Below are 17,997 nucleotides of genomic sequence, written 5' to 3'. Positions count from 1 at the left end.
TACCGGCAAAGAAAAAAACCGGCCAGAACTTTCCGGCCGGTTTTTCAGATTGGGTACCGTATCTTACGCAACGCCGCCGAGGCAGACGTACTTGATCTCGGTGAACTCCTCGATGCCGTAGCGCGAGCCCTCGCGGCCAAGGCCGGAAAGCTTGACGCCGCCGAACGGCGCTTCCGCCGTGGAGATCAACCCGGTATTGACGCCGACCATGCCGTATTCCAGCGCTTCGGCGACGCGGAAGACACGGGCGAGATCCTTGGCGTAGAAATAGGAGGCAAGGCCGAATTCGGTGTCGTTTGCCTGCTCGACCACATCCGCCTCGTCGGTGAAGCGGAAGAGAGGAGCGACCGGCCCGAAGGTTTCCTCGCGCGCAACCGCCATCGCCTGGGTGACATCGGCCAGAACCGTCGCCTCGTAGAAGGTACCGCCGAGCGTGTGGCGCTTGCCGCCCTGGATCACCCGCGCGCCCTTGGCGGTGGCGTCAGCAATGTGTTCTTCCACCTTTTCCAGTGCCGCCTTGTCGATCAGCGGGCCGAGGATGACGCCTTCATCGAGACCGTTGCCGATCCTCAGCTTGGCGACCGCCTTGGCGAGCTTGTCGGAGAAGGCGTCATAGACCTTGTCCTGCACATAGATGCGGTTGGCGCACACGCAGGTCTGGCCGTTGTTGCGGAACTTGGCGATCAGCGCGCCTTCGACCGCCGCATCGAGATCGGCATCGTCGAAGACGATGAACGGCGCATTGCCGCCAAGCTCGAGGCCGAGCTTCTTGATGGTGCCGGCACTCTGGCGATAGAGCTCGGCACCGACTTCGGTCGAGCCGGTGAAGGTCAGCTTGCGCACCACCGGGTTCGAGGTCATCTCCGCGCCGATCTCACGGGCGGAACCGGTGATGACGCTGAACAGGCCCTTCGGCAGGCCGGCGCGTTCGGCAAGAATGGCGATCGCGATCGCCGAGAACGGCGTCTGGGCCGCTGGCTTCAGCACCATGGCGCAGCCGGCCGCAAATGCCGGGCCGGCCTTGCGGGTGATCATCGCATTGGGGAAGTTCCACGGCGTGATCGCCGCGACGACGCCGATCGGCTGCTTCATGACCAGGATGCGCTTGTCGGGCTGATGGCCGGGGATCAGGTCGCCATAGATGCGGCGGCCCTCTTCGGCGAACCATTCGACGAAGCTTGCACCATAGACGATCTCGCCGGTGGCTTCCGCCAGCGGCTTGCCCTGCTCCAGCGTCAGGATGCGGCCGAGGTCTTCCTTGTTCTCGATCATCAGATCGAACCACTTGCGAAGCACGCCGGCGCGATCCTTGGCCGTGCGCGCCGCCCAGGTCTTCTGGGCCAGACGCGCCGCCTCGATCGCAGCCTTGGTCTCCTTGGCGCCGAGCCGCGGCACCCGGCCGATGATCTCACCGGTCGCCGGATTGTTCACCTCGATCGCGTTCGCCGCGTCCGCCTCGATCCACTCGCCACCCACGAGCGCTGCCTGGCGAAACAATGATGGGTCTTTAAACGACATGATCCGTCCTCTCTCGAAATCTACAGAACTTATACAACTTTTTTCTTGGAAACAGCAATGACCCACGCGACCGTTTCTGCACTTTCCTGGCGCTCACCGGATGCCGGCGCGCTCACGTCTGCGTGCGTCCAACCCCGTTTCATCCACACGCGACCTCATGTAGCGTCCGAAACGAATCGAGCCATAGGCGCAAGGCCAGATCAGGCGCCGCGCGGCCCAAGAGTTAGAGAGCATAGAGAGAAGGCATGTCCATGACGGCGACCGACAACAGAAAAGCCGATTATCCCATCGATGCCATGTTCCTGGAGCGCTGGTCGCCCCGCGCCTTTACCAACGAGGAGATCGACGAAAGCGAACTGCTTTCCTTCTTCGAAGCGGCCCGCTGGGCACCCTCCGCGAGCAACCGGCAGCCATGGCGCTTCGTCTATGCCCGTCGCGGGACCAAGCATTTCCCGGTTCTGCTCGACACTCTTGATGAAGGCAATCAGCGCTGGGCGAAGAACGCGGCAGCACTTCTGATCGTCATTTCAAGGACGCATAACCAGGCGCAGAACGGCGAGATGCGGCATGCCTATACGCACGCCTTCGACACAGGCTCGGCCTGGTACAGCCTTGCCTTGCAGGTTTCGCTTTCCGGCTGGCACGCACATGGCATGGCGGGTATCGACCGCGACAAGGCCATGCACGCCCTGAACGTTCCCGAGCACCACCGCGTCGAAGCCGCCGTTGCGATCGGGCGACTTGCCGATCCCTCAACGCTACCGGACGATCTGCGTGCGCGGGAAATCCCGAGCCAGCGCAAACCGGTCAGCGAGTTCGCTTTCGAGGGCCAGTTCAAGGGCGAGTAACAAAAAATCCCGGTGCCGTGGGGCACCGGGATCTCAACTGGCAATGATCTCCCAAAAAGATCAGATGTCGAGGTTGGCGACGCTCAGCGCGTTCTCCTGAATGAAGTCGCGGCGCGGCTCGACCTCGTCGCCCATCAGGCGCGAGAACAGGCCGTCGGCATCGGTGGCGTCGGTGACCCGAACCTGCAACAGCGAGCGAACGTTCGGATCGAGCGTCGTCTCCCAGAGCTGCTCGGCGTTCATTTCACCAAGACCCTTGTAGCGCTGCATCGAGAGACCCTTGCGACCGGCCGCGAAAATCGCGTCGAGAAGCGCACGCGGTCCACTGATTTCCAGGGTACCGTCGCGACGGCGCAGGACCGGCGGGGCGGCATAGACTTCCTTGAGCTTCGCGGAAAGCTGATCGATGTAGCGGGCGTCGGACGAACCGATCAACGCCATGTCGAGCACGGCAACTTCCTTGACGCCGCGGACAATGCGCTCGAGGCGGAGACCGCCTTCGGCCGTGACCGTCCCGGTCCAGCCGCGCTCGGTTTCCTCGGCGATGACGTCGAGGCGACGGGCAACCTCAGCGGCGACCGCCTCATAGGCATCGCGCTGGCCGTTGAGCTCGACGTTCAGGGCGCCGGCGATCGCGGCCTGCTCGACGATCGAGCGGTTGTAGCGCGAATGCAGCCCGTTCATCAGATTGCGCAGGCGGAGCGCGTCGTTGATGACTTCCCGCAGATCCTGGCCGGCACGCACTTCGCCCGACTCCAGTTCCAGCGTGGCTTCTTCCAGGCCCATCGTGATCAGGTAGTCTTCCAGCGCCTGCTCGTTCTTCAGGTACTGGGCCGACTTGCCGCGCGTCACCTTGTAGAGCGGCGGCTGGGCGATATAGAGGTGGCCGCGCTCGATCAACTCCGGCATCTGACGGAAGAAGAAGGTGAGCAGCAGGGTGCGAATGTGCGCGCCGTCGACGTCGGCGTCCGTCATGATGATGATCTTGTGGTAGCGCAACTTGTCGGCGTTGAACTCGTCCTTGCCGATCGAGGTGCCGAGCGCGGTGATCAGCGTACCGATTTCCTGGCTCGACAGCATCTTGTCGAAGCGCGCGCGTTCGACGTTGAGGATCTTGCCGCGTAGCGGCAGGATTGCCTGATTTTCGCGCGAACGGCCTTGCTTGGCGGAGCCACCTGCCGAGTCACCCTCCACCAGGAAGACTTCGGACTTGGCCGGATCGCGTTCGGAGCAGTCGGCAAGCTTGCCGGGCAACGATGAGATGTCGAGCGCACCCTTGCGGCGCGTCAGTTCGCGGGCCTTGCGGGCGGCTTCGCGGGCGGCGGCCGCTTCGACGACCTTGCCGACGAGGATCTTGGCTTCGGTCGGATGTTCCTCGAACCAGGTGCTGAGGGCTTCGTTGACGAGGCTTTCGACAACCGGGCGGACTTCTGAGGATACGAGCTTGTCCTTCGTCTGAGACGAAAACTTCGGGTCCGGAACCTTCACCGAAAGCACGGCCGTCAGGCCTTCGCGGCAGTCTTCGCCCTGAAGCGTGACCTTTTCCCTCTTCGTGATGCCGGACGTATCGGCATAGGACGTAACCTGCCGGGTCAGCGCACCGCGGAAGCCCGCCATATGCGTGCCGCCGTCGCGCTGCGGAATGTTGTTGGTGAAGCAGAGCACGTTTTCATGATAGCTGTCGTTCCACCACATCGCCACTTCGACGGTGATGCCGTCCTTCTCGCCACGGATCGATACCGGCTTGTGCACCAGCGGCTTCTTGGCGCGGTCGAGATACGAGACGTAGGCCTCCAGGCCGCCCTCATACATCATCTCGTCCTGCCGGATATCCGAATGGCGCTTGTCAGTGAGGATGATATGAACGCCTGAATTCAGGAAAGCGAGTTCGCGCAAGCGGTGCTCTAGCGTGTTGTAGTCGAAGTCGGTCTTGGTGAACGTCTCGCTGCTCGGCAGGAACGTCACCTCGGTACCGGTCGCATCGCCGGCCTCGCCGGTAACGGCGAGAGCGCCGTCAGCAACACCGTGGGTGAAGCTCATCTCGTGAACCTTGCCTGCGCGCCGGATCTTCAGCTTCAGCGAAACCGAAAGCGCATTGACCACCGACACGCCGACGCCGTGCAGACCGCCCGATACCTTGTAGGAGTTCTGGTCGAACTTACCGCCGGCGTGCAGCTGGGTCATGATGACCTCGGCCGCCGAGACACCTTCTTCCTTGTGAATGTCCGTGGGGATGCCGCGGCCATTGTCCGTCACCGTTACCGAACCATCCGGATTGAGCGTCACCGTCACGATATCGGCATGGCCGGCCAGCGCCTCGTCGATGGCGTTGTCGACGACCTCGTAGACCATGTGGTGCAGACCCGAACCATCGTCCGTGTCGCCGATATACATGCCCGGCCGCTTCCGCACGGCATCCAGGCCCTTCAGCACCTTGATGGAATCGGCACCATATTCGGCGCTGGCGCCGGCTTCGGTCTCAGGAATATCGGTCATTCAGCTACGGGTCTTTCCAGGTTCTTCGGACGTGGTGATTCGTTGCGAATCACGTCTCGGACGCCTCGTGGACTATAGAAAATTTGTCCAGGGTTCCAAATCCCGGACCGCCGGGCAGCGGCCGGAAACAAGCTTTCATCCCCTGTCATTATCAGGAAATGTGGCTTTTTCCAAAACATCTTCCAGCTTGCGGATCGTCTCCGGCGACAAAGCGCGAATTTGCTCGCTGAGCCGGTTGGCAAAGGCCGTGTGCTCCGGCGTCAGGCCCGAGGTATCCAGCACGACTTTCGGGGCGGAAACGTTGGCGATGCGGAACAATTCCTCCGCCTCGTCCCAGATCACGTTGAAATAGCCCGCCACCCGCTGGAGAAAATCAAAACTCGGCGCCCCGCGCTTTCCATGTTCGAGGGCCGAGAGATAGGCGGCGGAGACGTTGATCGCTGCCGCCATCTGTTTCTGCGACACGCCTTTCCTGCGCCTGAGTTCGCGCAGTGCCTCGCCGAAGGGCGTCATATCGCGCCGCCTCGAGCACGAGCAAGGCGAACATAGAGGGCGCCCTCGCCGCCGTGGTTGCGGGCGGCCTGCTCATAGGACGAGATCAGCGGGCGGAACTCGGGAAGTGAGAACCAGAGTGGCACCGCCCGTTTCAACGCACCGTCGCTGCCGAAAGACGTGCCCTTGCCGGTGATCACAAGGACATGGCGCAGCCCACGTTCATGTGCCCTCAACAGAAACTGCAGGAGCAGGCCATGCGCTTCGCTCTGGATCATGCCGTGCAGGTCGATCCGCGCTTCGAGGGTCAGGCGCCCCTTGGCAAGCTTGCGCTTGACCGGCTTCTCAAGCGGGTGATGCACCTTGTCGCCAGACTTCTTCGTCAGCGCGATGCCCGGCTGCTCAACGGCGCCTGTCGGTGGTTGCTGCTGTTTGGCCTTCAGCTCTTCTTGCGGCTTTGCCTGCTCGTCCTCGGCAAGCATGTCCATCAGGTCGTCGAGGCGACCCGGCATCGGTCTCGCCGAACGGGCAACCTTGCCCCAGAGAATGCGATCCTCTGCTGAAAGCTTCTTTTCCTTAGGCATTGCCGTATCGTGCCGCGGCCGCCTTGGGAACGAAAACATAAAAATCGGCAGTGTTACGGACCGCTCCCGCCCGTTCGCCCGCCTCAAAACCGGAACCGGTGAAGATATCGCCGCGTGCCGGGCCGACGATCGCCGAACCGGTATCAAGCGCCAGCATCAGGCGCCGGAAGGGTTTGCCTTCGTCCAGGCGCGTCAGGCTGTTGCTTGCGACGTAAAACGGCACGCCGAACGTGTGGATCAGGCGATCCACCGCCAGCGAGCGTCCCGGCTCGAGCGCGACCTTGGCGGCGGCAATCGGCCCCAAGTGCTCGTCTTCGACCGCGGCTTCGCGGAAGAAGATGAATGACCTGTTGTGCCAGAGGACCTCATCGACCTCGTCCGGATGCGCCTCAAGCCAGTCGCGAATGCTCATCATCGAGACGGTCGCGGCATCGATCTTGCCGCGCTCGATCAAGAGCTTGCCGACCGCGGAGAAGTAGTGGCCGGTCTTGGCGGCATAGGTGACACGGCGACGCGAACCATCCGGGTATCGGAGGCGCGCCGCGCCCTGCACATGAACGAAGAAAACTTCGACCTTGGACTTCGCATAGGCGATCTCGAGGCCGCGGCCCGCAAGACAACCCTGCTCGATTGCTTTCCTGTCCGGATACTCGCCGATCCGGCCACCCTCGGAAAGACCGAAAGCGAAATAGGGATCCATGCCGTCGGGCCGGTTCGTATCGTCGATATCGATCAAATCCGCAGGGCGGCGGTAGAGCGGGTACCGATAGGTCTCGTCCGCCTGGGCACGAACGTCAATTTCCGGTTCGTAGAAGGCGGTAACAAAGCCGGAACCGGCTTCCGGCACGATCCGGAACGGTACGAAGTGCTTCTCGAAGAAAGTCCTTGCACCCTCGGCTGAATCGGTCTCCACCGATGAAGCCGAAAAGGCCGGCGTCAGATCATCGACCGAGATGCCGAGCGAACCCGTGCGATAGGGCTTGGCTGTCGAGACGTGCTTCTGACAGCGACGCATCGCCTCGATCACCTTGGTCGGGTCGTCGTCCCGCCAGCCCGGGAGATCGTCGAAACTGACGGGTTCAAGTCGAAAGGACATCGTCGCCACGTCCGCTCAGTTTTCGGATTCGGTGGCGATCAGCTTCCAGTTCGGATCGCGTGAGCGGATGTCGCGCGCGAATGTCCAGAGATCATTGACCTCGGCAACCGACTCGGCATCGCCGTCGATCAGGCCGCCCTGCTTGTCGTAGGTCGCCGAAATCAGCTGGCTGACGATACGGACCGTGATGTTCTCTTCACTGTCCTTCACTTCAGCGTGAATGATGTCGGCCTTGTCGATGCCGACGAAGGTGGACTTGACGACTTCGCCCTTGCGCTCGCGATCGGTAATCGCCGCATCGAAACCTTCATAGACCTCGCGGGACAACAGGTTTTTCAACGTCTTACGGTCGCCATCCGCAAATGCCATGACAATCATCTCGTAAGCCATCTTGGCGCCGTTGACGAACTCCTTGGGGTCGAAGCTCGGATCAGCGTCGCTCAACGCCCGAAGTTGAGTGTTGAGCGTCGTGCCCGCCTTGGCAAAGGCATCGACCGATTCGTAACGGCCCGCATCTTCGTCCGCGTTGTCGCGTCGCGGCAACTGCACGACCTTGCCCTTGTCACCGTTTTCCGGCCCCTGGCTCATGTCTCGCGATGAATATGGATCGAACGGCGGCCGTTCGCTCCCCGTCCGGCGGCCCAAGACGCTGCGCAGTTGCAGGAAAATGACCACCGCGGCGATCAGGAAAAAAAACGTGATGAAGTCGAAAGAGCCCATTTCCACCCGGAACCGCTGTTAGAATTTCTCGTGGCTATTCCATATAGTCCGCAAGAATAGATCATTCAAATGGCGATGTCGCACCCTTAGAACGGGATGTGACACCAAGTTTCATATTCGGGCAGCATTGATGCGTTCATTTCTTATCCCTCTTATCATCTTCGGGCTTCCGCTCGCCGAGATCGCCGGCTTTGTCGTGGTCGGTCGCGAGATCGGCCTTTTGATGACACTGCTTCTGGTGCTGCTCAGCGCATTTGTGGGTGTGATCTTGCTGAGAGTCCAGGGATTTACCGTCATCCGCAGGATGCAGGATGCCACCCGCACCGGCAGTGACCCGGGTCGAGAGGTGATTGGCGGTGCCTTGTTGTTCGTCGCCGCGATCCTGCTCGTCGTACCGGGTTTCGTCAGCGACGTGATCGGCCTCCTCCTGTTCCTGCCCTTTGTCCGCAACGCCGTTGCCGCCTTTCTGCGCAAGAAGATGACGATCGTGACCGCGGCCTCCGGGGCAAGCTGGCACCCGCAAAACGACCCGCGCGAGCCACGCCCCTCGCCGCGCGTCATCGATCTCGACGAAGGCGAATTTTCGCGCACGGACGAGGAGGATCCGCCGCAATCAGGCAATCGCCACCGGCCCTAGCGAAGAGCATTGTTGGAAACAATGCTTATAGGGCACTCTGTCGCCCATATTCCGGAGCATATTCCCGGCTTCGCGGTTTGAAGCAAAGGCAGCGTATCCGGCTGCAAGCGCTGGGTCCGCAGGGTTGTAAGCCCTAGGCCGAAATGCTAGATGGCCTCACCTATTTTTGTCGAGGAACCCTTATGACGACTGATACCGCATCCAACGGCAACGGCAGCGCGCAGCAGAGCCCGACGCTGAACATCCTCGCCCAGTATATCAAGGATCTTTCCTTCGAAAACCCGGGCGCTCCGCGTTCGCTGCAGGCCCGTGACAAGGCGCCGTCGATCAATATCAACGTCAACGTCAACGCCAACCCGCTCGCAGAGAACGATTTCGACGTGGTTCTCTCGCTGAATGCCGAGGCCAAGGACGGCGACCGCGTTCTCTTCAACGTCGAACTCGCCTATGGCGGCGTCTTCCGCGTTGCAGGCTTCCCGCAGGAGCACATGCTGCCGCTGCTCTTCATCGAGTGCCCGCGTCTGCTGTTCCCGTTCGCGCGTCAGATCGTTGCCGACGCGACCCGCAACGGTGGCTTCCCGCCGCTGATGATCGACCCGATCGACTTCGCGCAGATGTTCGCGCAGCGCATGGCCGAAGAAAAGGTCCGTGCCCAGGTTTCCAATTCGAACGAAACCGCGAACTGATCTGAAATTCAGAACGCTGAGATAAAAAAGCCCGGCTCGCGCCGGGCTTTTTTCATGCCTGCTTATTCCTGGGGTTCGTATTTCGCCCAGATCGCCTTGCCGCCGATCTTCGCAATCAGCGCAGCGTGCGCCGCAAGATCGTCCTCCGAGAGCCGGTTCGGCAGCGGACGCGGGCGCTGGCCGATGACGATCGGCGCATCGTCGAGCTCGATCGACTGTCCCGCCGACTTCGTCGAGACAAGACCGAGTGCCGCCTGGCGACCGCCGATCATCTCGATATAGACTTCGGCGAGCAGTTCGGAGTCGAGAAGAGCGCCGTGTTTCGCGCGGTGCGAATTGTCGATACCGTAACGACGGCAAAGCGCGTCGAGCGAGTTCGGTCCCATCGGGTGCTTGCGTCGGGCGAGCGCCAGGGTGTCCGTCACACGATCGATTGCAATCGGCGGCAATCCCAGACGCGCGAACTCGGCGTTGATGAAGCCCATGTCGAAGGTGGCGTTGTGTGCGACCCACCGGGCATCACCGAAGAATTCGAGGATCTCATCGACGACATCGGCGAAAGGCGGCTTGTCCTTCAGGAAGTCATCGGTAATCCCGTGGATCGCGAGTGCGTCCGGGTGAACCTTGCGGCTGCCGGGATTGACGAAGATGTGCAGCGTGCGGCCGGTCGGAAACTGGTTCTCGAGTTCGACACCGCCGATTTCGATCACTCGGTCCTCACGATTGTCGAGGCCGGTCGTTTCCGTATCGAAGATGATCTCACGCATCCGCGTCTCCGTTGCTGGCTACGAGTTGGTCGACGACGGCCTTCACTTGGCTGCGAGTGACGTCGAAACTGTCGCTGGTATCGATGATGTAGTCGGCGCGTTTACGCTTTTCGCTGTCCGGCACCTGCCGCGCAAGGATCATCGCGAGTTTTTCCTCGGTCATTCCAGGGCGCTTCAGTGCCCTTTCCCGCTGGAGATCGGCCGAACAGGTCACCACGACGACGCGATCGACCCGCTTTTCCGCGCCCGTTTCGAACAGCAGCGGAATGTCCAAGACGACAAAAGGCTCACCGGCGGCCGCGTTCTTCGCCAGAAACTCCTGCTCGCTCTTGCGCACGAGCGGATGAACGATCGCCTCCAGTTCGCGCAACCGACGCGGCGCTCCCATGAGCTGGCGCGACAGTTCGGCCCGGTCGACCTCGCCGTCTTTCGTCGTTCCGGGAAAGGCCGCCTCGACCGGCGCCACCGCCTCGCCGCGATAAAGTTCATGCACGACCTCGTCGGCATCGTTCACCGGAACGCCGAAGTCGCGGAACATCTGGGCCGCCGTCGATTTGCCCATGGCGATCGAACCTGTGAGCCCGAGGATAATCATCAGTGTCTGTCCATGTCATCGATGATGAGTTGTCGAAGCGTGGCGTCGACCGTCGGACGACAGCCGAACCAGAGTTCAAAGCCGGGCACAGCCTGGTGGAGAAGCATGCCCAAACCGTCGACGATCGCAAAACCTTGCGCCTCCGCCTGAGCGAGGATCGGCGTCTTCAGGGGAACATAGACAATGTCGGTGACGACGGCGCCGGGTGCCATGACGCCGAAATCGATCGCCGGCGCTTCACTGCCATCCATGCCGAGCGAGGTGGTATTGATGAACAGGCCTGCGCCGGTCATGACCTCTTCCAGCGCGGCCAGCGGATGCGCTTCAACCGACGGTCCGAAACGGTCGGCGAGTTCCCTCGCCCGCTCGACCGTCCGATTGACGACATGGATCGTATTGATGCCACGGTCACGGACGGCCTGGATAATGGCACGGCTGGCACCGCCGGCGCCGAGGACCACCGCAGTCGACGTCTTGTCCCAGCCGGTCGCCCGCTCATCGAGATTGGCAACGAAGCCGCGGCCATCGGTGTTGGTGGCATGCACCTCGCCATCCCTAACCCACAGAGTGTTGGCGGCGCCGAGCTCCTGGCTCAGTTCATCCGGCCGATCCGCCAGGCGACAGGCAAGCTCCTTGTGGGGGATGGTGACGTTGCCGCCGCTAAAGCCGGATGTTCCGTCCTTGAGGCTGGCAATGAAGGCTGCGAATTCTTCCGGCTTGACCTCATGCGCACGGTAGCTGCCGGGCAGACCCAGCTGTTTCAGCCAGTGGCCATGGATAAGTGGCGACCGGGAATGCTTGATCGGATAGCCCGTGACGAAGGCGTGGTTAACAAATGTTTCACGTGAATCACGCATCGATCGTTCCCAGTTCACGAAGTTTGGCGAGCAACGGCAGCATCGGAAGACCGAGGATGGTGAAGTAGTCGCCCTCGATCTTATCGAAGAGCTGAATCCCCTCGCCTTCCAACTGATAGGCGCCGACGCTCGAAAGCGCCTTTTCGCCGACACGCTGCAAGTGACGCTCGATGAAGTCGGCCGTCAGCGGCCGCACGGTCATGTGAGCCGAAGAGACGTGCCGCCAGACGACCTCTTCGCCGCGCATAAGCACAATGGCGCTGTTGAGGCGATGGGTCTTGCCGGACAGCGACAGCAGATGCCGGGCCGCTTCCGCCATATCCTTCGGCTTGTGATAAACCCGTGCCTCCAAAGACATGGTCTGGTCCGAGCCGATCACCAGCGCATCACCGAAATGCCTGACCACATCGCGCGCCTTTGCTTCTGCAAGTGCCAGCGCGACGGCTTCGGGTGCGGCTCCAGCGTCTTCGAGTGGCTTTTCCAGCGCACGTTCGTCGATTCTGGCTGCCTTCGCCTCAAAAACGAGGCCAGCATTTTCCAGGAGCGCGCGGCGAAACGGGCTTGCCGAGGCCAGGACGAGCGAAGGTAACATCAAGCAGGTTCCCGTATTGTTCGATTCGGGTCTATCACGTGACCTGGGGTCGGCTCGACCCAAATCGTCATCCATTCTTTTAAGTAAGAGCGGGATGGCGGGGCGGAAAACCGCAGGCACATTTCGTTATCCGGCTCTAGCGCAGACGCGGACGCAGGGCAACGATTGCCGCCGCGGTCTCCTCGATCGAACGGCGGGTGACGTCGATGACCGGCCAATTGTTACGGGCGCAGAGCGAGCGGGCATATTTCAGCTCCTCGGTAATCGAGGCCTTGTCCGTATACTGATCGCCGTGGAACCCTTGCGTCGTTCCGAGCACCCGGTGCTGACGCACCTGCGAGATGCGATCGGCCGTGGCAATCAGACCGACGACGAGCGGCTTCGTCGCCTCCATCAATCTTTCGGGCAACGGCACGCCCGGGACAATCGGGATATTGGCCGTCTTGATGCCGCGGTTGGCGAGATAGATGCTGGTCGGCGTTTTCGATGTGCGGCTGATGCCGACGAGAACGACATCCGCCTCGTCGAAGTCGGCGGGCAACTGGCCGTCGTCATGGTCCATAGTAAAGTTGAGCGCGTCGATGCGGGCAAAATACTCCGCATCCATCACATGCTGGGCGCCGGAGCGACGTCGCGACGGTGAGCCGAGATAGGACTGGAAGAGGTCGATGATCGGATCGAGCACCGAGACGCAAGGGACACCCATCTCGCGGCAACGCTGATCGATGACATCGGCGAGATCCCGGTCGACAATCGTATAGAGCACGATGCCCGGCGCGCCATCGATCGCATCGAGAACCTGCAGCAACTGTTTGCGGTTACGGATCAGCGGATAGACATGTTCGAGCGCATGCGAACTCTGAAACTGAGCGGCCGCTGCGCGCCCCGCAGCGATCAGAGTCTCGCCGGTCGAGTCCGAAATCAGGTGAAGGTGGAAGTAGTTTTTCTTGTTCTCCACGCAATTCTCCTGCTGCTGTTGATAAGCCGGGATAAGAACAGCTAACGACGCGGCCCCGATCCAGGCAAGGGGAAAACTGCCGACTTATTCACAATTGACGCAGCCGCGGAAAGCGCTCCGCGGCAAATGTGGAAAAGACTCGCGGCAATGACAAAGTGTCACGCGTATCAACCGTTTGTCCACAAGCCTGGCCAAAAGTGGGATTTCGCTAATCGACTGAATCGAAAGGCGTTTATTCGCCTCTGCGCACTGTTTTTCCAAACTGGCCAATCGTTCTCCCACCGCGCCTGGTCCCAAACCATGGTCGTGGACAACTCGCTGGGATGTTTTAATCCTTGATACCCACCGACTCTAAGAAATAGAAACCTTCTAAATATCTTTGATTTTATATTGGGAGAGTGATCCGTGACCGAAACGCGCAGAAAGGTTCTGGAGGTTTTGGCAGGGAAAACGGTGTCGCCTCCTCCGATCTGGCTCATGCGCCAGGCGGGCCGTTATTTGCCGGAGTACAGGGCAACACGCGCTGAAGCCGGAAGCTTCCTCGATCTCTGCTACACGCCCGACCTCGCAGTCGAGGTCACGTTGCAACCGATCCGTCGCTACGCTTTCGATGCCGCCATTCTCTTCTCCGACATCCTGGTCATTCCCGATGCCCTGAAACGCAATGTGCGCTTCGAAGAAGGTCATGGACCACGAATGGATCCGATCGATGTCGACGGTATCCTGCACCTGAAGCCGGAGGGCATCGCTGAGCACCTCCAGCCTGTCTTCGAGACGGTTTCGCGGCTGCGGACCGAACTCCCCGCGGAAACGACGCTGCTCGGCTTCTGTGGCGCTCCCTGGACGGTTGCGACCTATATGATCGCCGGACACGGGACGCCGGACCAGGCCCCTGCCCGGCTCTTCGCCTACCGCAACCCCGAAGTCTTCGATCAGCTGCTGTCATTCCTGGCGGATGTCTCGGCAGACTATCTCGTGCGGCAGATCGATGCCGGCGCCGACGCTGTCCAGATCTTCGATTCCTGGGCGGGCGTTCTCGGTGAGGAAGAATTCGCCCGTTACGCAGTCAAGCCGGTTCAGCGCATGATTGCTTCTGTCCGAGCACAGCGGCCGCACGCAAAGATCATCGCATTTGCAAAAGGCGCAGGGCAGCTTTTGAAGACCTACCGCCAGGCAACAGGTGCCGACGCCATCGGTCTCGACTGGACCGTGCCGCTGTCCTTCGCCAAGGATCTACAGAAGGAGGGACCCATCCAGGGCAATCTCGATCCGATGCGGGTCGTTGCCGGTGGCAGAGCGCTTGAAGACGGTATCGACCGTATTCTCGACGCGCTCGGCCATGGGCCGCTGATCTTCAATCTCGGCCACGGCATCACGCCGCAGGCGGATCCGGAACACGTGTCGGCGTTGGTCGCACGGGTTCGCGGAGCGCGATAATGGCGGAGAAGCAGACCGATCAGGCCCCTGGCAACAGGGCGCGGCTCAGGGCGGCGATTGCGCTCGGCGGTTTCGCGGCGCTTCTTGTCGGTCTTTTCGTCTGGCGGCCGGATGATCTCTATCTCTGGATCAAGGCGCTGCATGTCATCGCGGTGATGTCGTGGATGGCGGCGCTTCTCTACATGCCGCGCCTCTTCATCTACCACACCGACGCCGAGCCGGGTTCTGCACAGTCGGAAACCTTCAAGATGATGGAGATGCGGCTCCTGAAGGTCATCATGAACCCGGCAATGATGATTTCATGGGTGCTCGGGCTTTATCTCGCCTGGAGCGTCTATGGCTTCCAGGGTGGTTGGCTGCACGCCAAGCTTCTGTTCGTGGTGTTGCTGACAGCCGTCCACATGCGCTTCAGCCGCGCTGTCCGTGAATTCCAGCGAGACGAAAACAAGCACGATGCGCGCTACTGGCGACTGATGAACGAGGCTCCGACGCTGCTGATGATTCTCATCGTGATCATGGTGGTGGTGAAGCCGTTCTGAATTTAATCGATTCGTGATTTGCAATAGTCGTTTCTAATTTGCGACAGCCCCTTGCGGGGTTTCACGTGAATCGCTATTTTCCACCATCTCCTCTTCATGGCTTGTGACAAAGACAAGAGCCTGCCTTTCCAGCCGCAGCTCCCCAACGAATACTCGCCATCTCTCCACTACCCATACCAAACATGGATCCTTCATGGCTGAAATGAAGCTACAAGAACTCAAGAACAAGACGCCGACCGATCTGCTCGCCTTTGCCGAGGAGCTCGAGGTGGAGAACGCCAGCACGATGCGCAAGCAGGAGCTGATGTTCGCGATCCTCAAGATGCTCGCGGCACAGGATATCGAAATCATCGGCGAAGGCGTCGTTGAAGTGCTGCAGGATGGGTTCGGCTTTCTCCGGTCGGCGAACGCAAACTACCTTCCCGGTCCCGACGACATCTACATCTCGCCTTCCCAGATCCGCCGCTTCTCTCTGAAGACTGGCGACACGGTCGAGGGCCCGATACGCGGACCGAAGGAAGGCGAGCGCTACTTCGCTCTGCTCAAGGTCAACACCATCAATTTCGACGATCCGGAAAAGATCCGTCACAAGGTTCACTTCGACAACCTGACGCCGCTCTATCCGAACGAGCGCTTCAAGATGGAACTCGAGGTTCCCACCTCGAAGGATCTCTCGGCCCGGGTCATCGACCTGGTGGCGCCGCTCGGCAAGGGCCAGCGTGGCCTGATCGTCGCACCGCCGCGCACCGGTAAGACCGTTCTCCTGCAGAACATCGCGCATTCGATCACTGCCAATCATCCGGAATGCTATCTGATCGTTCTTCTGATCGACGAACGTCCGGAAGAAGTGACGGACATGCAGCGCTCGGTGAAGGGTGAAGTCGTTTCCTCGACCTTCGACGAACCGGCGACGCGCCACGTCCAGGTTGCTGAAATGGTCATCGAAAAGGCCAAGCGCCTGGTCGAACATGGCCGCGATGTCGTCATTCTGCTCGACTCGATCACCCGTCTCGGCCGCGCCTACAACACGGTTGTTCCGTCATCCGGCAAGGTTCTGACCGGTGGTGTCGACGCCAACGCCCTGCAGCGCCCGAAGCGCTTCTTCGGTGCGGCCCGTAACATCGAAGAAGGTGGCTCGCTCACGATCATTGCGACAGCGCTGATTGATACTGGCAGCCGCATGGACGAAGTCATTTTCGAAGAGTTCAAGGGTACCGGTAACTCGGAAATCGTGCTGGACCGCAAGGTCGCCGACAAGCGCATCTTCCCGGCTATGGACATCCTCAAATCCGGTACGCGTAAGGAAGACCTCCTGGTGCCGCGCCAGGATCTGCAGAAGATCTTCGTTCTGCGCCGTATTCTGGCACCGATGGGTACGACCGACGCGATCGAGTTCCTCATCGACAAGCTGAAGCAGACGAAGAACAATGGCGATTTCTTCGACTCGATGAATACCTAAGGCGCGTTCCATATCGACGCCAAAAACCGGCCGACGCATCATCGGCCGGTTTTTCTTTTCCGGAAGGTTAGCCGGATTCAACGCCAGCATCGATTCGGGCTCGCAACGAACGTCGGAATTCTCTGCCTGTGAGCCTGCATCGCGCGCGCTGATTCACGTGAAACACGCCGTTGATCATTGGAGCGCAGGTTGCGGCAGGACCTTGATATTTCAAGGCCGTTTCGGCATAAGCACTCCGGTCCTTCGAGATACGGCGTTGTCTTCGCGTAAGTATCCTCCGCGAAGCAAAACGATTCGGGTCAGGAACTAAGACAATCCCAAATATGCCGACCGCGCGGCGCCTAGCCGCTCCGCGGTCTTTTCAGGTAGACCAATGACAGCGATGCACACCATATATGCGCTTTCCAGCGGTGCCCTGCCCGCAGGCGTGGCTGTCGTGCGCATCAGTGGGCAGCAGACCGCGACGGTCCTGGAAGCGCTGTGCGGTGAGGTCCCCTCACCGCGGACGGCGACGCTGAAATCGATTCGGTCACGCAACGGTCTTGTGATCGATAGTGGCCTCGTTCTCTATTTTCGTGGACCTGCCTCCTTCACGGGCGAGGACTGCGCTGAGTTTCAGATCCATGGCGGCCGCGCAGCGGTCAACTCTTTGCTTGAGGAACTTTCCAGTTACGAAGGCTTGCGCCATGCGGAGGCGGGAGAGTTTTCACGACGCGCCTTCCAGAATGGCAAGCTGGATCTTGTGGAAGTCGAGGGGCTTGCCGATCTGATCGTGGCCGAAACCGAGATGCAGCGTCGCCTCGCGATCGAACATTCCGGCGGGGGCCAATCGAAAGTTTATGCCGGCTGGGCGAAGCGTCTGACCCATGCGCGAGCGATGATTGAAGCCGAGCTCGACTTCGCCGATGAGGACGATGTGCCGGGTTCGGTAAGCGAACGCATCTGGCGCGACATGTCCACGCTCGCACAGGAAATCGCCGCTCATATCGCGGATGCTCCGATCGCCGAGATTATTCGGGATGGATTGAAGATCGTTATTGCCGGCGCGCCGAATGCCGGCAAGTCGAGCTTGCTCAATGCACTGGCACAGAGGGATATCGCGATCGTTACCGAAGTCGCCGGAACGACTCGTGATGTTCTCTCGGTCGATCTTTCATTAGCCGGATTCTCAGTCAAACTCTTTGACACTGCCGGATTGCGGGAAACCGAGGAGCGGGTGGAGCAAGAGGGTATCCGTCGCGCGCGAGAAGTTATCGAACGAGCGGATCTGATCCTTCTCCTGTCTGAGACAGCACGCGGATTTGGATCTCTCTCCGATATCAGCAATGACGGTGCGCCCGTCTTGCGGGTCGCGACGAAGATCGATCGCTCTGATCGGCATTGGGCTACCGGTGAAGCGGATGTCTTGATCTCGACGAGAACGGGTGAAGGCATGGACCGCCTCTTGGATGCGATCGCGGGCCACCTCCCCGACCTCAGCGGGCGCACGTCGCTCGCCTTGCCCTCGCGCCGACGTCACGTTGATAGCCTGCGCCAGGCACTCCGCTCCATCGAAGAAAGCTTGGCCGGGGAAAATCAAGGTCTCGATATCCGTGCTGAGCAGCTTCGTCTCGCCGGTGACGCAATTGGACGCATTACCGGACGGGTGGATGTCGAGAACCTATTGGATGTGATATTTTCCGAATTCTGTATCGGAAAATAGTCTGTGGAAACAAC

At 60.5% G+C, this 17,997-nt stretch carries 18 protein-coding genes; 7 read left to right on the top strand and 11 right to left on the bottom strand.

The window, feature by feature from the left end; genetic code table 11:
- Nucleotides 1–63: 63 nt before the first annotated feature.
- Nucleotides 64–1,518, bottom strand: a complete 1,455-nt coding sequence (gene gabD, locus AB4Z53_RS25240; RefSeq protein ID WP_441598271.1) for an NADP-dependent succinate-semialdehyde dehydrogenase — start codon at nucleotides 1,516–1,518, stop codon at nucleotides 64–66.
- Nucleotides 1,519–1,769: 251 nt separating this feature from the next.
- On the opposite strand from gabD, the gene AB4Z53_RS25235 reads away from it, so the two are divergent.
- A complete protein-coding gene (locus tag AB4Z53_RS25235) occupies nucleotides 1,770–2,366 on the top strand; it encodes a nitroreductase family protein (protein ID WP_441598269.1) in 597 nt (198 codons plus the stop codon).
- Nucleotides 2,367–2,426: 60 nt separating this feature from the next.
- On the opposite strand, the gene gyrB is transcribed toward AB4Z53_RS25235, so the two are convergent.
- From gyrB to AB4Z53_RS25210, 5 genes are all read right to left on the bottom strand, one after another.
- Nucleotides 2,427–4,862: a DNA topoisomerase (ATP-hydrolyzing) subunit B gene (gene gyrB, locus AB4Z53_RS25230; RefSeq protein WP_441598267.1), complete on the bottom strand. Its 2,436-nt coding sequence runs from the start codon at nucleotides 4,860–4,862 to the stop codon at nucleotides 2,427–2,429.
- A gap of 135 nt (nucleotides 4,863–4,997) precedes the next feature.
- Nucleotides 4,998–5,375 (bottom strand): helix-turn-helix domain-containing protein, encoded by a 378-nt coding sequence (locus tag AB4Z53_RS25225; protein WP_113541305.1) that lies wholly within the window; start codon nucleotides 5,373–5,375, stop codon nucleotides 4,998–5,000.
- The gene (locus AB4Z53_RS25220; RefSeq protein ID WP_441598265.1) at nucleotides 5,372–5,938 is read right to left on the bottom strand and encodes a Smr/MutS family protein; all 567 of its coding nucleotides are present in this window, start codon (nucleotides 5,936–5,938) and stop codon (nucleotides 5,372–5,374) included. Before AB4Z53_RS25220 ends, AB4Z53_RS25225 begins: the two co-directional genes overlap by 4 nt.
- The gene (gene mltA, locus AB4Z53_RS25215; RefSeq protein WP_441598263.1) at nucleotides 5,931–7,034 is read right to left on the bottom strand and encodes a murein transglycosylase A; all 1,104 of its coding nucleotides are present in this window, start codon (nucleotides 7,032–7,034) and stop codon (nucleotides 5,931–5,933) included. The genes AB4Z53_RS25220 and mltA overlap by 8 nt, the downstream gene beginning before the upstream one ends.
- A 15-nt stretch (nucleotides 7,035–7,049) precedes the next feature.
- Nucleotides 7,050–7,754: a Tim44/TimA family putative adaptor protein gene (locus tag AB4Z53_RS25210; RefSeq protein WP_223725950.1), complete on the bottom strand. Its 705-nt coding sequence runs from the start codon at nucleotides 7,752–7,754 to the stop codon at nucleotides 7,050–7,052.
- Nucleotides 7,755–7,884: 130 nt separating this feature from the next.
- Between AB4Z53_RS25210 and AB4Z53_RS25205 the strand changes: the two genes are divergently transcribed.
- Both AB4Z53_RS25205 and secB read left to right on the top strand, forming a co-directional pair.
- On the top strand, nucleotides 7,885–8,391 hold the full coding sequence (locus AB4Z53_RS25205; protein ID WP_441598261.1) for an FxsA family protein: 507 nt from the start codon (nucleotides 7,885–7,887) through the stop codon (nucleotides 8,389–8,391).
- 182 nt (nucleotides 8,392–8,573) lie between these two features.
- Entirely contained in the window at nucleotides 8,574–9,077 is a 504-nt protein-coding gene (gene secB / locus AB4Z53_RS25200) for a protein-export chaperone SecB (protein WP_113541300.1), read from the top strand.
- Nucleotides 9,078–9,139: 62 nt separating this feature from the next.
- On the opposite strand, the gene dnaQ is transcribed toward secB, so the two are convergent.
- The 5 genes from dnaQ to AB4Z53_RS25175 all read right to left on the bottom strand — a co-directional run bounded on the left by dnaQ (nucleotide 9,140) and on the right by AB4Z53_RS25175 (nucleotide 12,846).
- Nucleotides 9,140–9,844, bottom strand: a complete 705-nt coding sequence (gene dnaQ, locus AB4Z53_RS25195; protein WP_113541299.1) for a DNA polymerase III subunit epsilon — start codon at nucleotides 9,842–9,844, stop codon at nucleotides 9,140–9,142.
- A complete protein-coding gene (gene coaE / locus AB4Z53_RS25190) occupies nucleotides 9,837–10,439 on the bottom strand; it encodes a dephospho-CoA kinase (protein ID WP_113541298.1) in 603 nt (200 codons plus the stop codon). Before coaE ends, dnaQ begins: the two co-directional genes overlap by 8 nt.
- Nucleotides 10,439–11,296, bottom strand: coding sequence for a shikimate dehydrogenase (locus AB4Z53_RS25185; protein ID WP_113541297.1), 858 nt, complete (start codon nucleotides 11,294–11,296; stop codon nucleotides 10,439–10,441). The genes coaE and AB4Z53_RS25185 overlap by 1 nt, the downstream gene beginning before the upstream one ends.
- A complete protein-coding gene (locus AB4Z53_RS25180; RefSeq protein ID WP_113541296.1) occupies nucleotides 11,289–11,888 on the bottom strand; it encodes a Maf-like protein in 600 nt (199 codons plus the stop codon). The genes AB4Z53_RS25185 and AB4Z53_RS25180 overlap by 8 nt, the downstream gene beginning before the upstream one ends.
- 136 nt (nucleotides 11,889–12,024) lie before the next feature.
- Nucleotides 12,025–12,846, bottom strand: a complete 822-nt coding sequence (locus AB4Z53_RS25175; RefSeq protein ID WP_113541295.1) for a pyruvate, water dikinase regulatory protein — start codon at nucleotides 12,844–12,846, stop codon at nucleotides 12,025–12,027.
- Nucleotides 12,847–13,251: 405 nt separating this feature from the next.
- Here AB4Z53_RS25175 and hemE point away from each other — a divergent pair, with 405 nt between their 5' ends.
- From hemE to mnmE, 4 genes are all read left to right on the top strand, one after another.
- Nucleotides 13,252–14,283 (top strand): uroporphyrinogen decarboxylase, encoded by a 1,032-nt coding sequence (gene hemE / locus AB4Z53_RS25170; RefSeq protein WP_441598258.1) that lies wholly within the window; start codon nucleotides 13,252–13,254, stop codon nucleotides 14,281–14,283.
- Nucleotides 14,280–14,822, top strand: a complete 543-nt coding sequence (gene hemJ, locus AB4Z53_RS25165) for a protoporphyrinogen oxidase HemJ (RefSeq protein WP_113541293.1) — start codon at nucleotides 14,280–14,282, stop codon at nucleotides 14,820–14,822. Before hemE ends, hemJ begins: the two co-directional genes overlap by 4 nt.
- A gap of 193 nt (nucleotides 14,823–15,015) precedes the next feature.
- Complete coding sequence (gene rho / locus AB4Z53_RS25160; protein WP_093233478.1) at nucleotides 15,016–16,281, top strand: transcription termination factor Rho; 1,266 nt, start codon at nucleotides 15,016–15,018, stop codon at nucleotides 16,279–16,281.
- Between the two features lie 373 nt (nucleotides 16,282–16,654).
- Complete coding sequence (gene mnmE, locus AB4Z53_RS25155; RefSeq protein WP_441598256.1) at nucleotides 16,655–17,983, top strand: tRNA uridine-5-carboxymethylaminomethyl(34) synthesis GTPase MnmE; 1,329 nt, start codon at nucleotides 16,655–16,657, stop codon at nucleotides 17,981–17,983.
- Nucleotides 17,984–17,997: the final 14 nt, after the last annotated feature.

It is taken from the genome of Ensifer sp. 2TAB8, assembly GCF_052115125.1.
In the GTDB taxonomy this organism is placed as follows: domain Bacteria; phylum Pseudomonadota; class Alphaproteobacteria; order Rhizobiales; family Rhizobiaceae; genus Ensifer.
The sequence above is the reverse complement of the archived record's forward strand: the minus strand, read 5'-3'. Positions and strand labels throughout refer to the sequence as shown.

Excerpts from the sequence above, each read along its gene's own strand:
- gabD (WP_441598271.1), bottom strand. The coding sequence starts at position 1,518 with ATGTCGTTTAAAGACCCATCATTGTTTCGCCAGGCAGCGCTCGTGGGT.
- AB4Z53_RS25235 (WP_441598269.1), top strand. The coding sequence starts at position 1,770 with ATGACGGCGACCGACAACAGAAAAGCCGATTATCCCATCGATGCCATG.
- gyrB (WP_441598267.1), bottom strand. The coding sequence starts at position 4,862 with ATGACCGATATTCCTGAGACCGAAGCCGGCGCCAGCGCCGAATATGGT.
- AB4Z53_RS25225 (WP_113541305.1), bottom strand. The coding sequence starts at position 5,375 with ATGACGCCCTTCGGCGAGGCACTGCGCGAACTCAGGCGCAGGAAAGGC.
- AB4Z53_RS25220 (WP_441598265.1), bottom strand. The coding sequence starts at position 5,938 with ATGCCTAAGGAAAAGAAGCTTTCAGCAGAGGATCGCATTCTCTGGGGC.
- mltA (WP_441598263.1), bottom strand. The coding sequence starts at position 7,034 with ATGTCCTTTCGACTTGAACCCGTCAGTTTCGACGATCTCCCGGGCTGG.
- AB4Z53_RS25210 (WP_223725950.1), bottom strand. The coding sequence starts at position 7,754 with ATGGGCTCTTTCGACTTCATCACGTTTTTTTTCCTGATCGCCGCGGTG.
- AB4Z53_RS25205 (WP_441598261.1), top strand. The coding sequence starts at position 7,885 with ATGCGTTCATTTCTTATCCCTCTTATCATCTTCGGGCTTCCGCTCGCC.
- secB (WP_113541300.1), top strand. The coding sequence starts at position 8,574 with ATGACGACTGATACCGCATCCAACGGCAACGGCAGCGCGCAGCAGAGC.
- dnaQ (WP_113541299.1), bottom strand. The coding sequence starts at position 9,844 with ATGCGTGAGATCATCTTCGATACGGAAACGACCGGCCTCGACAATCGT.
- coaE (WP_113541298.1), bottom strand. The coding sequence starts at position 10,439 with ATGATTATCCTCGGGCTCACAGGTTCGATCGCCATGGGCAAATCGACG.
- AB4Z53_RS25185 (WP_113541297.1), bottom strand. The coding sequence starts at position 11,296 with ATGCGTGATTCACGTGAAACATTTGTTAACCACGCCTTCGTCACGGGC.
- AB4Z53_RS25180 (WP_113541296.1), bottom strand. The coding sequence starts at position 11,888 with ATGTTACCTTCGCTCGTCCTGGCCTCGGCAAGCCCGTTTCGCCGCGCG.
- rho (WP_093233478.1), top strand. The coding sequence starts at position 15,016 with ATGGCTGAAATGAAGCTACAAGAACTCAAGAACAAGACGCCGACCGAT.
- mnmE (WP_441598256.1), top strand. The coding sequence starts at position 16,655 with ATGACAGCGATGCACACCATATATGCGCTTTCCAGCGGTGCCCTGCCC.